This is a genomic window from Rhizobium sp. NZLR8 (genome assembly GCF_019685025.1).
Taxonomy (GTDB): Bacteria; Pseudomonadota; Alphaproteobacteria; order Rhizobiales; family Rhizobiaceae; genus Rhizobium.
In genome coordinates this window covers 339,228-354,890 of the sequence record NZ_JABDVY010000006.1, presented here as the reverse complement: position 1 = coordinate 354,890, position 15,663 = coordinate 339,228, and the positions used below count along the sequence as shown (strand labels likewise).

The window sequence follows — 15,663 nt, the reverse complement described above, 5'->3', positions numbered from 1 at the left end:
AGGCTCATATGTCAATGCGGATGAGCGGCTTTCAATTCCTTAGTCAGCTCAGCTTCTTCTGCGCTTGCTCGGCAAGTGCTGCCATAAAGGTTTGGTCGCTCCAGCCTTCCCCCAATGCCTCATGCATCAGCTGCGCCTGCGTTTTCGGCGCCAGGCCGCCGAGCGGCGGGTCGCGGTCGAGATTGGTCGGGAAGGAATAACCTTCGGCGCAGGCAGCGACGGCGTTGGTGATCTCATCGGGCGAAAGCCTGCCCTGCAAGGTCTTCAAGGCGGGAAAGAGCTTGGCGCTCATCCTCTGGCGGTTGACGGTTTCCATTGCCCGGCCGAAGGCGGAGGAGACCTGCAGCAGGTTGGCGACACGCTTGATGTCGGCGGAACGATTGGTGCCGGCAGCGTGGAAGAGGGCGGGGTTGAAGAAGACGACGTCGCCTTTTTCGAGCGGCAGCTGGACATGGTTGACCTCGAAATAATCCCGGAACTCTTGCCGCTTGAGGGCGAGATAGCCGGGCACATAGGTCTGGCTGTGCGGCAGAAACAGCGTCGGGCCGCTTTCGAGCGGCATGTCGCAATGGGCGACCGCGCCCTGGAGCGTCAGCACCGGCGAGAGCCGGTGTACATGCGCCGGAAACTGTTCGATCACCCCAGACGACTGGAAGCCGAGATGGTAGTCGCGATGCGCCGATTGGGCCGCGCCGCCCGGATTGACGCGGTTGACCTGCGCCGTCATCTGGTAGCTCGGGCCGAGCCAGGCTTCGCTTGTCAGTGCGACGATGGCATTGCCGTAATATTCGGCGAAATTCGCGGGATCGGCGAGGCAATGTTTCTCCAGCGAATTCCAGATGCGGTCGTTGGCGCCGGGCTTGGCGAAGTGATCGCCGCCGCCGGTCGAGCTGCGGTGCTGGTCCGCGATGATTTGGTCGAAGATGGTGCTGGCGCGGTCGATAATGCCGGTATCCTCGTAAGCATGCTTGAAGACGGCGACACCGGGACCCTCGCCAAAGGCCTCGCAGATCTCCGCCAGGACGGCGCGCCGGCCTTCCGGCGTTGCCACGGCCGCCATCACCTTGCGGCTGTCGTAGATCAGTACGTTTTTTTCGATCGCAGACGCCGTGGGGTAGTCGGCAAGCGCGGTGGTCTTTTCCGCCAGGCGGCGAAAATCGTCGAGATCGCAGCTGTCCTCGCTCAGCCAGACGCGGTCGGCGCGCAATTTCTGCGGGTTGTCGGTTTTCATAATGGCTCCTCCTCTTTCGATGAAGGCACTATACGCTGCGATGCCGGGTGATATAGATCAGCAATCCATCAAAAAACCATCAAGCGGATTCTATGGCCCACCTCTTCCTCGTCAAGGATATCGCCTTCCAGGCGGGGCTCAGCACCGCGACCGTCGACCGGGTGCTAAACGGCAGGCCGGGTGTGCGCCAACAGACGGCAATGCGAGTGAAGGCGGCGATCGCGGAGCTGGAGAAGCAGCAGGCGGGGGCGATGGGCAGCGGCCGTATGCTGGCCATCGATATCGTCATGGAGACTCCCCAGCGTTTCAGCGATGCGGTGCGCGCCGCCTTCGAGGCGGAGATAGCGGCCTTCCTGCCCGGCGTCTTTCGTTGCCGGTTCCACTTCGCCGAGGTGATGAAGCCGGCCGAGATGGCGCAGTTTGTCGATCGCATCCGGCTGCGCGGCACTGATGGTATCGTGCTCAAGGCGCCCGACGTCGCCGAAGTGGCCGCCGCCGTCGCGCGGGCGGATGCGGCCGGCATTCCGGTGGTGACGTTGGTGACTGATCTGCCGAATTCGGCCCGCATCGCCTATGCCGGCGCCGACAACCGGGCGGCCGGAGAGACCGCCGCCTATCTGATCGGCGAATTTCTCGGGACAAAAAGCGGCAAGGTGCTGGTGACGCTGTCCAGTGGAGGCTTCCGCGGCGAAGAGGAGCGGGAAATCGGCTTTCGCCGCGTCCTCCGTGCTCATTATTCCGGCATCGGCATCACCGAAATCAGCGAGGGCCATGGCACCGATGCGGTGACGGGAACGCTCGCGGCGGCAGCTCTTGCGGCCGATCCCACGATTAACGCCGTCTATTCGATCGGCGGCGGCAACCGGGCGGTGCTGGCGGCCTTCGATGCGGCCGAGCGCCCGGTCTGCGTCTTCGTCGCCCACGATCTCGATGCTGATAATCGTGCGCTGCTTGCCGCGCGCCGGATCGGCTTCGTTTTGCATCATGATCTCAGAACCGATGCGCGTTCGGCTTTCAGGGCGATCATGAGCCGGGCGGCTTCACCGCGGCGGGCGGTCCCGGCCTCGCTTTCCTCCGTTGAAATCGTCACACCCTACAATATGCCCGCGGACGATTGAGGCAATTGGCTTCCTTCCATGCCGAAATCGGACTACAGCTTGGACGAGAGTGAAGGTGAGCGGCATGGATTATAGCGACGTCAGCACGATTGCAGCCTGGGTCACGGAGCAAGGACTGAAGGGTGCTTCGGAAGCCGAGCTCATGACCGGTTTCTGCTCGGCTTGCCGCAATGCCGGGCTGCCGCTCGACCGCGGCCTGGCACTAATGGATACGCTGCACCCTGTGCACGAGGGCCGGGCCTTCCGTTGGGACAGCGAGGAGGAAATCGAGACGGAGTTCGAATACGGCCCGACGAGCTCCGGGGAAGCCGCGGCGAACTGGCAGAGTTCGGCCTTCTATCATCTTTGGTCCAACAATGAACGGGAGATACGCCGGCGTCTCGGCTTCGGCGACCCGATCGATTTCACCATGCTCGACAAGATCGCCGAAGCCGGGCACACGGATTTCGTGGCGATGGTGCATCGTTTTAGCGAGGCCGGCACGATCGGCGAAATGGATTGTTTCTTCTCGCATTTCGCAACCAAACATCCGGAGGGCTTTTCCGATCACGACCTCGCCATCCTGCGCAAGCTCGTGCCGGTGCTGGGGCTGGCGATCAAGTGTATCGGGCTCGGGCGCATCGCCCGCACCATCGCCGAAGTCTATCTCGGCGAGGACGCGGCGCGCCAGGTGATGGAAGGCAAGATCAGCCGCGGCAAATCGGAGCGGATTTCGGCCGCACTCTGGTTTTCGGATCTTCTGAACTACACCAAGATCTCCGACAGCGTGCCGCCTGAGGAGATCATCCCGCTGCTCAACGACTATAGCGAGGCGGTAATTACAGCCATACACGAATCCGGCGGCAACGTGCTGAAGCTGATCGGCGACGGTGTGCTGGCGATCTTCAAGGGCGAGGTGCCGGCGGAGACCTGCCGTGCGGCGCTCAACGCCGAAGCGCTTCTGCGAGAAAAACTCGCCAAGTTGAATGGCGAACGCAAGGCCGGCGACCGGCCGACGACAGATGTCTATATCGGCCTGCATATCGGCGACGTCTTTTACGGCAATATCGGCAGCCAGGACCGGCTGGATTTCACGGTCATCGGCCCTGCGGTCAACGAAGTCAGCCGCATCGCCTCGATCTGCCGCTCGGTCGATCTCAATGTGCTGATGTCCTCCGATTTCGCCTCGGCGATCCCGGAGGAGGAGCGCGCTGCACTCGCCTGCATCGGGCGTTACGCACTGCGTGGCGTGCAGCGCGCCCAGCAGCTCTATACGCTCGAAAGCGCCCGGCTGAACGGCTGATCTTCACAGGGTCGGGCGAGGGCTATCGCAGCAGACCCTGGCCGCCGTCGATCCAGATCGGCGTCCCGGTGATGTGTCGGGCGCGGTCCGAGGCGAGGAAGAGAATGGTTTCGGCGACATCCTCGCTCTTGCCGGCTCTGCCGCCGGCGATCGGGATATCCCCTTGCGGCCAGATGACCGGAACCTCCGTCTCCTCGCGATGGCGGCTATTTGTGTTGGCGCCGATATTGGTCTCGATCTCGCCGGGGCAGACGGCATTGACGCGGATGCCGTGCCGGCCGAGTTCGAGGGCGAGCTGCTGAACCATGGCAACCTGGCCGGCCTTGGTTGCGGTGTAGGCGGTAGCGCCCGGCGTGGTGAATGTCCGGGTGCCGTTGATCGAGGAGACGACGATGATCGAACCGCCGCGGCGCTTCAGGTGAGGCACCGTCAGATGCAAGGTCAGATAGGTGCCGCGCAGATTGACGGCGATGGTCTTGTCCCATTCATCCGGCTTCAGATCGTCGATTGGCGCCCAGACGCCGTTGATCCCGGCGTTGGCGACAACGATGTCGAGGCCATGGAAGGTATCGGTCAACCGCGCCACGGCGCTCCGCATTTGAGCCTCGTCACTGGTATCGGCCGTCAGCGCGATCGACCCGCCGCCGGCGGCCTTGATCTCGGCGCAGGTCTTTTCGACCTCGTCGGCCGTGCGGCTCAGCACGGCGATCTTTGCTCCCTCGGCGGCGAGCCTCAGCGCGGCCGCCTTGCCGATGCCGGAACCGGCGCCCGTCACCAACGCGATCTTATCCTTCAGCTCCATGGGCGGCTCTCCTTGCCGTTTGACCGTAAGCCAATGTTCGGCACCACTGTTGGTTCCGGCGGAGAGTGCCTCGAGGGAGCTATCTGAGGAGGCTGTGTCTCAACGCCCATTTCTCCGGCCCGTGGACGGCGGCAAAGAGTAGACCGGCAAGGAAGGTGAAGTGATCGATGAAAAAGCCGAACTCGGCCTGGTTCTGCTGCCAATGAGATGGACCGTGGAAAGCGAAGACGAGGAAGATCACATAGATCCCTGCCAGCAGGCTCGCCTCGGTGAAGAAGGCCCCGGATATGAAGGCCAGCGCCAGCGCGATCTCGAAGAAGGCTGCGACCCAGGCAAGGAATGTCGCCATCGGAAAACCGGCAGCAGTGATGTAACCCGCCGTCGCACCGATGTCGGCGAATTTGAAGCCGGCGGCCATGAAGAAGATGAAGCTGAAAATGATGCGGGCGACGATGATTGCGATTGCTCTGGCCATCGTAAGATCTCCTGTTTGAGTTTCCACCATGACGGACGAGACGACCGATTTGCTACACGGCAAATAAAAAAAGGCTGCTCGCGCGGCCAGCCTCTAACTCAAATGTGGAATGCTTACAGTCGCAAACATACCGTTGCAAAGACCACGCGCAAAACTAGGAGTTTCGGGGATATTTGCGATAGAGTTCACCCCAGGCAGTTTCCTCCGATGGTTATTATTCCACACGAAAGCAGTTGTTCGAGTTTCGCATTGCAACGGTGAACTAAAGGACTACCCGATGCACGCTAGAAATTTGGTCGGTATCTGGATCATCGATTCGTTTCAAATTGAGGACTGCGCAACAGGCCAGCGAACGCATCCTTGGGGCGAGCGCCCGTCTGGAATGGTGATGTTCAGTCCCGAAGGCCGCATGTCCGCCCTGATCACACCTGGTGGTCGATCACGCCCAAAGACCGAAGCCGATGAGGCAGCAGCTTTCCGTTCGATGCTGGCTTACTCGGGTCGATACAGGGTCGAGCCGCCCAACCGGCTCGTTACCACCGTCGACATCGCGTGGTTTGAGCCTTGGGTCGGGAGCGAGCAAGTCAGATACTTGGACTTTTCGGGCGACAACCTGACACTCACAAGTGCACCTCTGAGTATGCCTCAACAGGATGCGCCGATGTTCGCTGTTGTGACTTGGAGGCGAGAACTGGCTCGGCAAAGCGACTGAATTCAAAGGCGCCGCAAAAAAAGACATTGTGCGACAGTTCAATGCGAAATGCGCTCTCACCACTCGGCGAAGCTGCCATCGGCGTGGCGCCAGATGGGATTGCGCCAGCGATGACCCTCCTTGGCACGTTCGATGACATAGGCCTCGTCGACCTCGATGCCGAGACCGGGGCCCTGAGGGATCGAGACGAAACCATCGGCATACTGGAACACCTCCTTGTTGGAAATGTAGTCGAGAATGTCGTTGCCCTTATTGTAGTGGATGCCCAGGCTCTGTTCCTGGATGAAGGCATTGTAGCTGACGGCATCGACCTGCAGGCAGGCGGCGAGCGCGATCGGACCCAACGGGCAATGCGGCGCCAGCGCCACGTCATAGGCTTCGGCCATCGCCGCGATCTTGCGGCATTCGGTTATGCCGCCGGCATGCGAAAGATCCGGCTGGATGATATCGACATAGCCGTCCGAAAGAACCTGCTTGAAGTCCCAGCGCGAAAAGAGGCGTTCGCCGAGCGCGATCGGCGTCGAGGTATGGTTGACGATATCGCGCAGGGCTTCCTTGTTTTCGGAAAGCACCGGCTCCTCGATAAACATCAGCTTGTAGGGATCGAGTTCCTTGGCGAGAACCTTGGCCATCGGCTTGTGCACGCGGCCATGGAAATCGACGCCAATGCCGATATGCGGGCCGATTGCCTCGCGGATGGCGGCGATGGTTTCGACCGCCTTTTCCACCTTCTCGTTGGTGTCGACGATCTGCATTTCTTCGCAGCCATTGAGCTTGATCGCCTTGAAGCCGCGGGCGACCACCTCCCTGGCATTGTTGGCGACATCCGCGGGACGGTCGCCGCCGATCCAGGAATAGACCTTGATCCGATCGCGCAGCTGGCCGCCAAGCAGGGAATGGATCGGCTGGCCGAGTGCCTTGCCCTTGATATCCCACAGCGCCTGGTCGATGCCCGAGATCGCGCTCATGTGAACAGCGCCGCCGCGATAGAAGCCGCCGCGATACATCACGGTCCAGTGGTCCTCGATCAGGAAGGGATCCTTGCCGATCAGATAGTCTTCCAGTTCGTGGACGGCAGCCTGAACGGTCAGCGCGCGGCCTTCGACGACCGGTTCACCCCAGCCGACGATGCCTTCGTCGGTTTCGACCTTCAAAAACAGCCAGCGCGGCGGAACGATATAGGTGGTGAGTTTGGTGATCTTCATCGCGTTCTTCAGTCTCTTCTTAGGTTTGCGATCAGCGGCACTTCCGCAGGTTTCCGGTGATCCATCATTTCGTTCTGCCGATCGCCTTTTCGGCGGCGGCAAGGTCGCGCACCGCAAGATCGAGCATGCGGTTGGCGCAGTCGCGGGCGCCAGCCTTGTCGCGCATGCGGAGGGCCTCGACCAACTGGCCGTGAACGAGCACCGCATCCTCGCGATTCTCGACGCCGATGTTGGAGGCATGCAGCGCATATTTCAGCGCCGCATGGATGGCGCTCGACAGGCGGCGGAAGACCTGGTTGTGACTGGCGGTCAGCAGCACCGTGTGGAACATGACGTCGGCATCGGTGAAGCCTTCCGGGTCATGGGCGCTGTCACGCATCTGCCGCCAGGCATTGTCGAGATCGGCGATCTCCTGGGCGCTGGCGCGCTCGGCGGCATATTCGGCTGCTGCCGGCTCGATGGTGCGGCGGGCTTCGAGAATGCAGCCGAGCAGGTCGAAGTCCTTGATGTAGGGTCCCATCCATTCCAGCACGTCGGCGTCGAGGATATTCCAGTCGTCCTTGTCGCAGACGGTGGTTCCGACCCTTGGTTTACCGCGGACCAGCCCCTTTGATTCCAGCACTTTCAGCGATTCGCGAATGACAGTGCGGCTGACGCCGTAGAGTTCGCAGAGGTCGTTCTCGCGGGGCAGCGGCGCGCCCGAGGGATAGCGGTCCGCACAGATATCCTGAGCGATTGCCGCCGTGACGTTGCGGCGGACGCGCGGGCGCTTCTCAATACCAGGGCTTTCGGCCTCGCCCTGTCGCTCGATTGTTTCCAACTCACCTCTCCGCTCTATCTCTGGCGCTAGGCAATCGAACCTCATTATCCGAATTCGATCCGCTATGCGACGCTCCTCCAGGCCCTCGTACATAATCCTATTATTCCAATCATCATACATTGGCAATTGACTGGTATGATGATTTGTCATAATTCATTGGACGCTGCCTGGGAGGCAGTTGCTCGGTTTTAAGAGTTCAGGGAGAGAGAAATGCGCTCGTTCAAAGCAGCCATCCTGGCTGGCACTTTCGCCATTCTGGCCGCCGGCTCGGCATTTTCGGCAGACGTCAAGATAGGGTTCATCGTCAAGCAGCCCGAAGAGCCGTGGTTCCAGGACGAATGGAAATTCGCCGACCAGGCCGCCAAGGAAAAAGGCTTCACCGTCGTCAAGATCGGCGCCGAAGACGGCGAGAAGGTCCAGTCGGCGATCGACAATCTTGGCGCTCAGGGTGCGCAGGGCTTCATCATCTGCACGCCCGACGTCAAGCTCGGCCCCGGCATCGTCGCCAAGGCCGAAGCCAATCAGCTGAAACTGATGACGGTCGACGACCGCCTCGTCAGCGCCGACGGCAAGCCGCTGGAAGACGTGCCGCATATGGGCATCTCCGCTACGAAAATCGGCGAGACCGTCGGCCAGGCGATCGTCGACGAGATCAAGAAGCGCGGCTGGGACATGAAGAATGTCGGCGCGGTCCGGGTCTCCTACGACCAGCTGCCGACCGCCGTTGACCGCGTCGAAGGCGCGATCGCGGTGCTGAAGTCGGCCGGTTTCCCGGCTGAGAACATCTATGACGCGCCACAGGCGAAGACGGACACGGAAGCGGCACTCAATGCGGCGACCACCGTTCTCAACAAACATGCCGAGGTCAAATACTGGGTCGCCTTCGGTCTCAACGACGAAGCCGTCCTCGGCGCCGTCCGCGCTTCGGAATCGGTCGGCATTCCGGCGGCCAACGTCATCGGCGTCGGCATCGGCGGTGCGGAATCGGCGATCAACGAGTTCAAGAAGCCGGCGGCCACGGGCTTTTTCGGCACGGTCATCATCTCGCCGAAGCGTCATGGCTACGAGACGGCGCTGAACATGTACGACTGGATCGCCAACGACAAAGAGCCGGCAAAGCTGACGCTCACTTCCGGTTCGCTGGCGCTGCGTGGCGATTACGAAAAGGTCCGCAAGGATCTTGGCATCGAGTGATCATCCCAGGATGATATGTCCGGCGGCCGCTCAGCGTGCCGTCGGATCCTTCTCGGCGGAGCGGCGATGGCTTTCCTCGAATTCAACAATATCTCCAAGGGTTATCCCGGCGTGCAGGCGCTGGCGAATGTTTCCTTCTCTGTCGAGAAGGGCGCCGTTCACGGACTGATGGGCGAGAACGGTGCCGGTAAATCGACGCTGATCCGCGTCCTATCCGGCGATCAGGCCGCCGATGATGGCCGCGTCCTGATCGACGGCGAGGAGCAGAAATATGGCTCCGTTCGCGACGCTTTCCATGCCGGCGTCATCGTCATCCATCAGGAACTGCAGCTCGTTCCGGAGTTGACGGTCGCCGAAAATCTCTGGCTCGGGCGCTTTCCGGCCAAGGGCGGCATCATCCATTCGAAGACGCTGATCGAGACGGTGCGCTCGAAGCTCGAGGAGATCGGCATCGATGTCGATCCGTCGGCCAAGGTCGCCTCGCTTTCGATCGGCGCCCGGCAGATGGTCGAGATCGCCAAGGCCGTCATGCTCGACGCACGGGTGATCGCGCTTGATGAGCCGACCTCCTCGCTTTCCTCGCGCGAGAGCGAGATCCTGTTTTCGCTGATCGACAGGCTGAAGGCGAAGGGAACGGTCATTCTCTACGTCTCGCACCGTCTCGACGAGATCTTCAGGCTTTGCGACAGCCTGACGGTGTTGCGCGACGGCAAGCTCGCCGCCCACCATCCGGACATCGCTGAAACGACGCGCGAGCAGATCATTTCGGAAATGGTCGGACGCGAGATCAGCAATGTCTGGGGATGGCGCGAACGCGCGCTCGGCGACATCAGGCTCCAGGTCAAGAACCTGTCGGGGCCGAGGTTGCGCAACCCGATCAGTTTCTCCGTCCGCCAGGGCGAGATCGTCGGTTTCTTCGGCCTGATCGGTGCCGGCCGCAGCGAGATGGCGCGGCTGCTCTACGGCGCCGATAGCAGGCATCAGGGTCAGGTCGCGATCGATGGCGTTGCCGTCTCGCCGAACAATCCGAAGGCGGCGATCAACGCCGGGATGGTGCTTTGCCCCGAGGACCGCAAATTCGACGGCATTGTCCAGGGACGATCGATCGAAGAGAATATCGCGATTTCGTCGCGCCGGCATTTTTCGCCCTTCGGAATTCTGAGCCCGAGACAGGAAGCGGCGCTGGCGGATCGGTTCATTGCCCGACTTCGGGTACGAACGCCGTCGCGCAAACAGGACATCATCAATCTCTCCGGAGGCAATCAGCAGAAGGTCATTCTCGGGCGCTGGCTGTCCGAGCAGGGGATCAAGGTCCTCGTCATTGACGAGCCGACGCGCGGCATCGATGTCGGGGCGAAATCGGAAATCTACGACATCCTTTACGAGCTTGCGGCCGGCGGCATGGCGATCGTGGTGATCTCCAGCGAGCTGCCTGAAGTCATGGGCATCTCCGATCGCATCATGGTGATGTGCCAGGGCAGAGTGGCGGCCAATGTTGCCCGACAGGATTTCGACGAGCGCGCCATTCTGACCGCCGCACTTCCGGACAAGAATGCGGCAGGCATCATTTAGGACCAGGAATACGGATAATGAATTCGTTGAAAAAAATTCTTCTCGGCGAGCAGGGACTGGTGGTGATTTTCGCTGCCGCCTTCGTCATCGTCTCGCTCTTCGTGCCGAATTTCCTGACCGAGCGAAACATGCTGGGGCTGCTGCAGTCGGTCGTCACGATCGGCATCGTCGCCTGCACGATGATGTTCTGCCTGGCGTCGCGCGATTTCGACCTTTCGGTCGGATCGATCGTCGCTTTCTCCGGCATGATCGCAGTGATGGTCTCGAACGCGACGGGCTCAATCCCTCTTGGTTTGTTCGCCGCCCTGCTTTGCGGCGCCGTCGTCGGCTTGGTCAACGGCATCATCATCGCCCGCTTTCGCATCAATGCGCTGATCACCACGCTGGCGACTATGCAGATCGTGCGCGGTCTGGCGCTGATCGCCTCGGACGGCCGCGCCGTCGGCATCAACGATCCTGCTTTCTACCAGCTTGCCCTATCGCGCTTCCTCACCGTGCCGACGCCGATCTGGATCATGCTGGTCCTTTTTCTGCTCTTCGGTTTCGTGCTCAATCGCACCGTCTTCGGCAAGAACACGCTGGCGATCGGCGGCAATCCAGAGGCCTCGCGGCTTGCCGGCGTCAATGTCGTCAACATGCGCATCTGGATCTTTGCGCTGCAGGGTCTCGTCTGCGGCATTGCCGGCATCCTGCTTGCTTCGCGCATCACCTCCGGCCAGCCGAATGCGGCGACGGGACTTGAGCTCTCGGTGATTTCGGCCTGTGTGCTTGGCGGCGTCTCGCTGGCCGGCGGCCGGGCGGCAATGAGTGGGGTCATCGTCGGCGTGCTGATCATGGGCATTGCTGAAAACGTTATGAATCTGCTGAATATCCAGGCATTCTATCAGTATGTCGTGCGCGGCCTGATCCTGCTGATCGCGGTGCTGCTCGACAATTTGAGATCTTCGGCTGCGGGGCGGCGTGGATGAGTGAAGGTAGAGCCGTGAGCGACATCGAACTGAGGCACGGTGATCTCGCCGTCAGGGTCAGCCCCCGGGGTGCCGCGGTCACCGCCGCGACGTTTCGAGGCATGCCCTTTCTCGTGGCCGCCGGCGGGCCGGATGGGACGATGGCAAATTTTGCGATGGTGCCGTTCGGCAATCGCGTCGAGGGCAACGCCATGTCCTTTGCCGGACGCGATTATGCCTTCGAGCCGAATACTTCCGATCCGCTCTACCGGCACGGCGACGGCTGGCTGAGCCTCTGGCAGCTTGAAGACTCCAGCCCGGAGCATGCGCAGTTTTCCTTTTCCCGCGCCGCCGACGGGGTTTCACCCTATGCCTATCTTACCCGGCAGGAGATCCGTCTCGCCGGCGATGCACTGGTGCTGACGCTGTCCGTCGAAAACCGCGGCGAAGCGGCTCTCCCCTTCGGGCTTGGTCAACATCCCTTTTTCGCACGGACGCCAAAGACGCGACTGACGATTGCGGCCGATCGCTATTGGAACGAGCGGCCGGACCATCTGCCTGAGATGCCCGGTCCTGTGCCCGGCTATTTCGATTTCGGATCCGAAAAGCTGTTGCCGCAGAGATGGATGAACAATGCCTTCGAGGGTTGGAATGGGCAGGCGGCAATCGCCTGGCCGGAGCTTGGAATTCAGGCGGCGCTGGAAGCCGACGGCGCGCTCGATCGCTTCATGCTGTATATGCCGGTCGACCGGAGCGACTTCTTCTGCCTCGAGCCGATGAGCCACCTGCCGAACGGCCACCACCTGCCGGATTTGGGTGGGCTGACGCCGCTTGCGCCGGGGGAGGTTCTTGCCGGCGGGGTAACGATCCTGATGTCGGCGCTGCCGGTTCAATCGGAGGGGAGATAGATGGGCAGCCGCCTGCAGGGCAAGCACATCCTGATAACAGGAGCCGCGCAGGGTATCGGTCTTGCGATTGCAAAGGCTTTTATGCGGGAGGATGCCGCCGTCTTTCTCGTCGACCGCGACGCCGCACTGCTGGCGAAGACAGCGAAAGAGCTTAATAGCATCGGTGGGCGGCTTGGTTATCTGCCGGCCGACATTACCGATTCTGGAACGATCACGACATTGGTCGCTCAGGCGAATGAAGAGATCGGACAGCTGAATGCGCTCGTCAACAATGCCGGTGTCAATGTCTTTGCCGAACCGCTCGAGACGACCGACGAGGTATGGAACCGCTGCTTCGACATCAATCTGAAGGGCGCGTGGAACTGTTGCAAGGCGGTGCTGCCTGGCCTGATCGAACAGGGCGGCGGCGTCATCCTCAACATTGCTTCGACGCACGCTTTCACTATCATCCCGCACACATTTCCTTATCCGCTGGCAAAACACGCGCTGCTTGGAATGACGAAATCCCTGGGTCTCGAATATGCGGCCCGCAATATCCGGGTAAATGCGCTGGCGCCGGGCTATGTCTCGACGCAGAAAGTGATCGATTACTGGAACGGCTTCCCAGATCCTGAGGCGGCAAAGGCTGAGACGATGAGGCTGCATCCCAGCGGGCGCATCGCGACGCCAGAGGAGATCGCCTTGGCCGCCGTGTTCATGATCTCAGACGAGTGCCCGTTCATGAATGCCACCTGCCTGACGATCGACGGCGGTCTCAGCGTGCTGCAGCATCCAGCCTGAAAGCGCTTCGATTCCGGCTGATTTTTACAGGCCTGTCGTCTTCTCGCGATAGAGCATTATATTGCCCATCGGGAAGGCTATCTGATCTTCCGCAGGCATGGAGCGGCGCCCTGCCGCTCCCTCGAAAGCACAATAGAAACAGGAGGACGGCATGCAGATCAATCGCACGGCTTCGGCTCATTGGACCGGTGGCCTCAAAGACGGCAAAGGCCTGATCTCGACGCAGAGCGGCGCCCTGAAGGACTATCCCTACGGCTTTGCCAGCCGCTTCGAAGGCATTGCCGGCACCAACCCGGAAGAGCTGATAGGTGCTGCCCATGCCGGCTGCTTCACCATGGCGCTGTCGCTGATCCTCGGCGAAGCCGGTTTTACCGCCGAGCATATGGAAACCTCCGCCAGGGTGACGCTCGAAAGCGTCGAAGGCGGTTTTGCCATCACCGCCATCCACCTTTCGCTCACCGGTCGTATTCCCGGCGCCGATGAGGCGAGCTTCACCGAACTTGCCAACAAGGCGAAGGCCGGCTGCCCGGTTTCCAAGGCGCTCGCCTCCGTTCCGATCACGCTCGACGTCAAGCTCGGTTAATTTCCGTTGCCGTTGACGAGGTGCCGCGCGCGTTTGGCGTCGCGGCATTTTTCTATTGCGTTCGATAATAACGTTCGACCGCTCCAGGAAACCTCACATCTACCAGAAGGACGCGCATCGGCATGGTGCCGCCTGTGTGTTGACAAATGATGCCTGATATTTTACGATTGACGAAATTCAAAAATCGTCAGTCGTAATTCGAGCATCGAAACCATGGACGACATTACGGAAAATACACTGGACGTCACCCGGCAGGAGAATGTTACCCGCATTCTCGATGCGGCCGAGCGGCTGTTCCGCCACTATGGCTACAGCAAGACGACGGTGGCTGACATTGCCCGCGATCTTGGCATGTCGCCGGCCAATGTCTATCGTTTCTTCGCCTCGAAGGTGGAAATCCACCAGGCGATCTGCGGGCGTATGCTCGCCACCTGCTATCAGCTCGCCTACGACGTCCGCCACCTTCCGATCAGCGCCAGTGAACGATTGCGCCGCTATGTCGAGACTCAGCACCAGTGGACGTTGGATACGATGCTCGATGAGACGAAGGTTCATGAGATGATCGTCGTCGCGATCGAGCGCGACTGGCACGTCATCGAAAAACATATCGATCGCATTCATGACATCATCGCCGAAATTATCGCCGAAGGCATTGCAGCCGGCGAGTTCGCCGAGCAGGACCCCGTCGCCGCCTCGCGTTGCTTCGGCGCGGCGACGAACACGCTCTGCCATCCGCAAATGGTGGCGCAATGTCTCTCCAAGACGAACCGCGCGAGCATCGACGAACTGATCGACTACGTGATCAGGGCGCTGAAGAAATAACGGACGGCAGCCGCCGCCGACCCCCCAAAACGATCCAGGAGTGCGGAAGATGTTTTCGCTCAAGACCCTTAGCCATCGCATGCCGTCCGTCGCCCGCCTTGTGCTTGTCGGCGCCATCGGCATCGGTGTTTCCGCCTGCTCGGAAGAAAAGGCTGAGGTCAAGCAAGTCATCCGGCCGGTGAAGGTCGTCGAGATCGCCAAGGCCGGCGACACGCGCAAGCTCGACTATTCGGGCTCGGTCAAGGCGCGCACGGAGATGAACCTCGGGTTTCGCGTCGCGGGCAAGATCACCGAACGCCTCGTCGATATCGGCGACCGGGTGACGCCGGGCGACGTTCTCGCCCGCGTCGACGCCACCGATTACCAACTGGCGGTCAGAACGGCGGAAGCCAATCTTGCTTCGGCCGAAAGAGGCGTTGAAACCGCCGACCTCGCCAACAAACGCGCCGAGCAGCTTTTCGACAAGAGTGTCGCTCCGAAGTCGCAGGTCGAACAGGCCGCGCTCAGTCATGACCAGGCGATTTCGCAGCGCGATGCCGCCCTTTCCGCGCTCGACCAGGCGAAGAACCAGGTGAGCTACACCGAGCTCAAGGCCGGTCAGAACGGCATCGTCACATCAATCAATGCCGATACCGGTCAGGTCGTCGGTTCCGGCGCCGCCGTCGTCACCGTTGCCGTCGACGGCGAGAAGGAAGTGCAGATCGCGGTTCCGGAAAACGACATTGCCGAATTCAAGCCGGGCAAGACGGTCAAGGCAAGCTTCTGGGCCGATGCCAGACTGGTGCTCGACGGCAAGGTGCGGGAGGTGTCCGGCAGCGCCGACCAGCAGTCCCGCACCTTTGCTGTCCGGGTGAGCCTGCCGAACGATCCGCAGGTGTTGCTCGGCATGACGGCGACGATCGAGGCCGACGTCAGCAACGGCAACAGCTATGTCTCGATCCCGCTCAGCGCACTGGCTGAAAAGGACGGCAAGCAGATGGTCTGGACCGTCGACCGTGACACGGCGACCGTGCATGGCCGCGACATCAAGGTCGCCGATTTCACCGGCGACGGCGTGCATGTGACCGAAGGCCTCGATACCGGCGATCTCGTCGTTGCCGCCGGCACGCAGTTCATGAGCGAAAATCTGAAGGTGAAGGCGCCGGACCAGCAGTCGGCCCTGGCCACCACGGACCAGACCGTCCGCTGATCAGGTCATAAAAGGGAACGGAA

General features: G+C 61.1%; 16 protein-coding genes. 11 read left to right on the top strand and 5 right to left on the bottom strand.

Translation table 11 applies throughout. The features are described 5' to 3' along the window. Window positions 1-43: 43 nt before the first annotated feature. The gene (locus HJB89_RS16740; RefSeq protein ID WP_221131714.1) at window positions 44-1,231 is read right to left on the bottom strand and encodes a phytanoyl-CoA dioxygenase family protein; all 1,188 of its coding nucleotides are present in this window, start codon (window positions 1,229-1,231) and stop codon (window positions 44-46) included. 92 nt (window positions 1,232-1,323) lie between these two features. On the opposite strand from HJB89_RS16740, the gene HJB89_RS16735 reads away from it, so the two are divergent. Continuing rightward, window positions 1,324-2,349 carry a LacI family DNA-binding transcriptional regulator gene (locus tag HJB89_RS16735; RefSeq protein WP_221150225.1) on the top strand — a complete coding sequence of 342 codons (1,026 nt, stop codon included), beginning with the start codon at window positions 1,324-1,326 and terminating at the stop codon, window positions 2,347-2,349. Between the two features lie 64 nt (window positions 2,350-2,413). Continuing rightward, entirely contained in the window at window positions 2,414-3,631 is a 1,218-nt protein-coding gene (locus HJB89_RS16730) for an adenylate/guanylate cyclase domain-containing protein (protein ID WP_207581903.1), read from the top strand. A gap of 22 nt (window positions 3,632-3,653) precedes the next feature. Here the strand turns inward: HJB89_RS16730 and HJB89_RS16725 are convergent, their stop codons facing one another. Together HJB89_RS16725 and HJB89_RS16720 are read right to left on the bottom strand one after the other, a co-directional pair. Then, window positions 3,654-4,433 carry an SDR family NAD(P)-dependent oxidoreductase gene (locus HJB89_RS16725; RefSeq protein ID WP_221131716.1) on the bottom strand — a complete coding sequence of 260 codons (780 nt, stop codon included), beginning with the start codon at window positions 4,431-4,433 and terminating at the stop codon, window positions 3,654-3,656. Window positions 4,434-4,512: 79 nt separating this feature from the next. Beyond that, a complete protein-coding gene (locus HJB89_RS16720) occupies window positions 4,513-4,908 on the bottom strand; it encodes a DoxX family protein (RefSeq protein WP_221150222.1) in 396 nt (131 codons plus the stop codon). A 109-nt stretch (window positions 4,909-5,017) separates the two neighbouring features. Here HJB89_RS16720 and HJB89_RS33760 point away from each other — a divergent pair, with 109 nt between their 5' ends. Next, the gene (locus HJB89_RS33760) at window positions 5,018-5,620 is read left to right on the top strand and encodes a lipocalin-like domain-containing protein (RefSeq protein ID WP_405048982.1); all 603 of its coding nucleotides are present in this window, start codon (window positions 5,018-5,020) and stop codon (window positions 5,618-5,620) included. Between the two features lie 56 nt (window positions 5,621-5,676). Here HJB89_RS33760 and dgoD read toward each other — a convergent pair whose 3' ends face one another. Together dgoD and HJB89_RS16705 are read right to left on the bottom strand one after the other, a co-directional pair. Further along, entirely contained in the window at window positions 5,677-6,825 is a 1,149-nt protein-coding gene (dgoD, locus tag HJB89_RS16710) for a galactonate dehydratase (RefSeq protein ID WP_207581899.1), read from the bottom strand. A 64-nt stretch (window positions 6,826-6,889) separates the two neighbouring features. Continuing rightward, complete coding sequence (locus tag HJB89_RS16705; RefSeq protein ID WP_207581898.1) at window positions 6,890-7,645, bottom strand: FadR/GntR family transcriptional regulator; 756 nt, start codon at window positions 7,643-7,645, stop codon at window positions 6,890-6,892. A gap of 210 nt (window positions 7,646-7,855) precedes the next feature. Here HJB89_RS16705 and HJB89_RS16700 point away from each other — a divergent pair, with 210 nt between their 5' ends. From HJB89_RS16700 to HJB89_RS16665, 8 genes are all read left to right on the top strand, one after another. Then, on the top strand, window positions 7,856-8,839 hold the full coding sequence (locus HJB89_RS16700; RefSeq protein ID WP_221116583.1) for an arabinose ABC transporter substrate-binding protein: 984 nt from the start codon (window positions 7,856-7,858) through the stop codon (window positions 8,837-8,839). 66 nt (window positions 8,840-8,905) lie between these two features. Further along, window positions 8,906-10,411: an L-arabinose ABC transporter ATP-binding protein AraG gene (gene araG / locus HJB89_RS16695; RefSeq protein WP_221116584.1), complete on the top strand. Its 1,506-nt coding sequence runs from the start codon at window positions 8,906-8,908 to the stop codon at window positions 10,409-10,411. 17 nt (window positions 10,412-10,428) lie between these two features. Next, window positions 10,429-11,379, top strand: coding sequence for an L-arabinose ABC transporter permease AraH (araH, locus tag HJB89_RS16690; RefSeq protein ID WP_207581896.1), 951 nt, complete (start codon window positions 10,429-10,431; stop codon window positions 11,377-11,379). Beyond that, complete coding sequence (locus HJB89_RS16685; protein ID WP_207581895.1) at window positions 11,376-12,266, top strand: aldose 1-epimerase; 891 nt, start codon at window positions 11,376-11,378, stop codon at window positions 12,264-12,266. Before araH ends, HJB89_RS16685 begins: the two co-directional genes overlap by 4 nt. Beyond that, entirely contained in the window at window positions 12,267-13,046 is a 780-nt protein-coding gene (locus HJB89_RS16680; RefSeq protein WP_207581894.1) for an SDR family oxidoreductase, read from the top strand. A gap of 151 nt (window positions 13,047-13,197) precedes the next feature. Further along, window positions 13,198-13,629 carry an OsmC family protein gene (locus HJB89_RS16675; protein ID WP_221150220.1) on the top strand — a complete coding sequence of 144 codons (432 nt, stop codon included), beginning with the start codon at window positions 13,198-13,200 and terminating at the stop codon, window positions 13,627-13,629. 213 nt (window positions 13,630-13,842) lie between these two features. Then, on the top strand, window positions 13,843-14,451 hold the full coding sequence (locus HJB89_RS16670) for a TetR family transcriptional regulator (RefSeq protein ID WP_207581892.1): 609 nt from the start codon (window positions 13,843-13,845) through the stop codon (window positions 14,449-14,451). A 49-nt stretch (window positions 14,452-14,500) separates the two neighbouring features. Continuing rightward, entirely contained in the window at window positions 14,501-15,640 is a 1,140-nt protein-coding gene (locus HJB89_RS16665; protein WP_207581891.1) for an efflux RND transporter periplasmic adaptor subunit, read from the top strand. Window positions 15,641-15,663: the final 23 nt, after the last annotated feature.

Coding starts and splice junctions, on each gene's coding strand:
- HJB89_RS16740 (WP_221131714.1), bottom strand. CDS start 1,231: ATGAAAACCGACAACCCGCAGAAATTGCGCGCCGACCGCGTCTGGCTG.
- HJB89_RS16735 (WP_221150225.1), top strand. CDS start 1,324: ATGGCCCACCTCTTCCTCGTCAAGGATATCGCCTTCCAGGCGGGGCTC.
- HJB89_RS16730 (WP_207581903.1), top strand. CDS start 2,414: ATGGATTATAGCGACGTCAGCACGATTGCAGCCTGGGTCACGGAGCAA.
- HJB89_RS16725 (WP_221131716.1), bottom strand. CDS start 4,433: ATGGAGCTGAAGGATAAGATCGCGTTGGTGACGGGCGCCGGTTCCGGC.
- HJB89_RS16720 (WP_221150222.1), bottom strand. CDS start 4,908: ATGGCCAGAGCAATCGCAATCATCGTCGCCCGCATCATTTTCAGCTTC.
- HJB89_RS33760 (WP_405048982.1), top strand. CDS start 5,018: ATGCTTACAGTCGCAAACATACCGTTGCAAAGACCACGCGCAAAACTA.
- dgoD (WP_207581899.1), bottom strand. CDS start 6,825: ATGAAGATCACCAAACTCACCACCTATATCGTTCCGCCGCGCTGGCTG.
- HJB89_RS16700 (WP_221116583.1), top strand. CDS start 7,856: ATGCGCTCGTTCAAAGCAGCCATCCTGGCTGGCACTTTCGCCATTCTG.
- araG (WP_221116584.1), top strand. CDS start 8,906: ATGGCTTTCCTCGAATTCAACAATATCTCCAAGGGTTATCCCGGCGTG.
- araH (WP_207581896.1), top strand. CDS start 10,429: ATGAATTCGTTGAAAAAAATTCTTCTCGGCGAGCAGGGACTGGTGGTG.
- HJB89_RS16685 (WP_207581895.1), top strand. CDS start 11,376: ATGAGTGAAGGTAGAGCCGTGAGCGACATCGAACTGAGGCACGGTGAT.
- HJB89_RS16680 (WP_207581894.1), top strand. CDS start 12,267: ATGGGCAGCCGCCTGCAGGGCAAGCACATCCTGATAACAGGAGCCGCG.
- HJB89_RS16675 (WP_221150220.1), top strand. CDS start 13,198: ATGCAGATCAATCGCACGGCTTCGGCTCATTGGACCGGTGGCCTCAAA.
- HJB89_RS16670 (WP_207581892.1), top strand. CDS start 13,843: ATGGACGACATTACGGAAAATACACTGGACGTCACCCGGCAGGAGAAT.
- HJB89_RS16665 (WP_207581891.1), top strand. CDS start 14,501: ATGTTTTCGCTCAAGACCCTTAGCCATCGCATGCCGTCCGTCGCCCGC.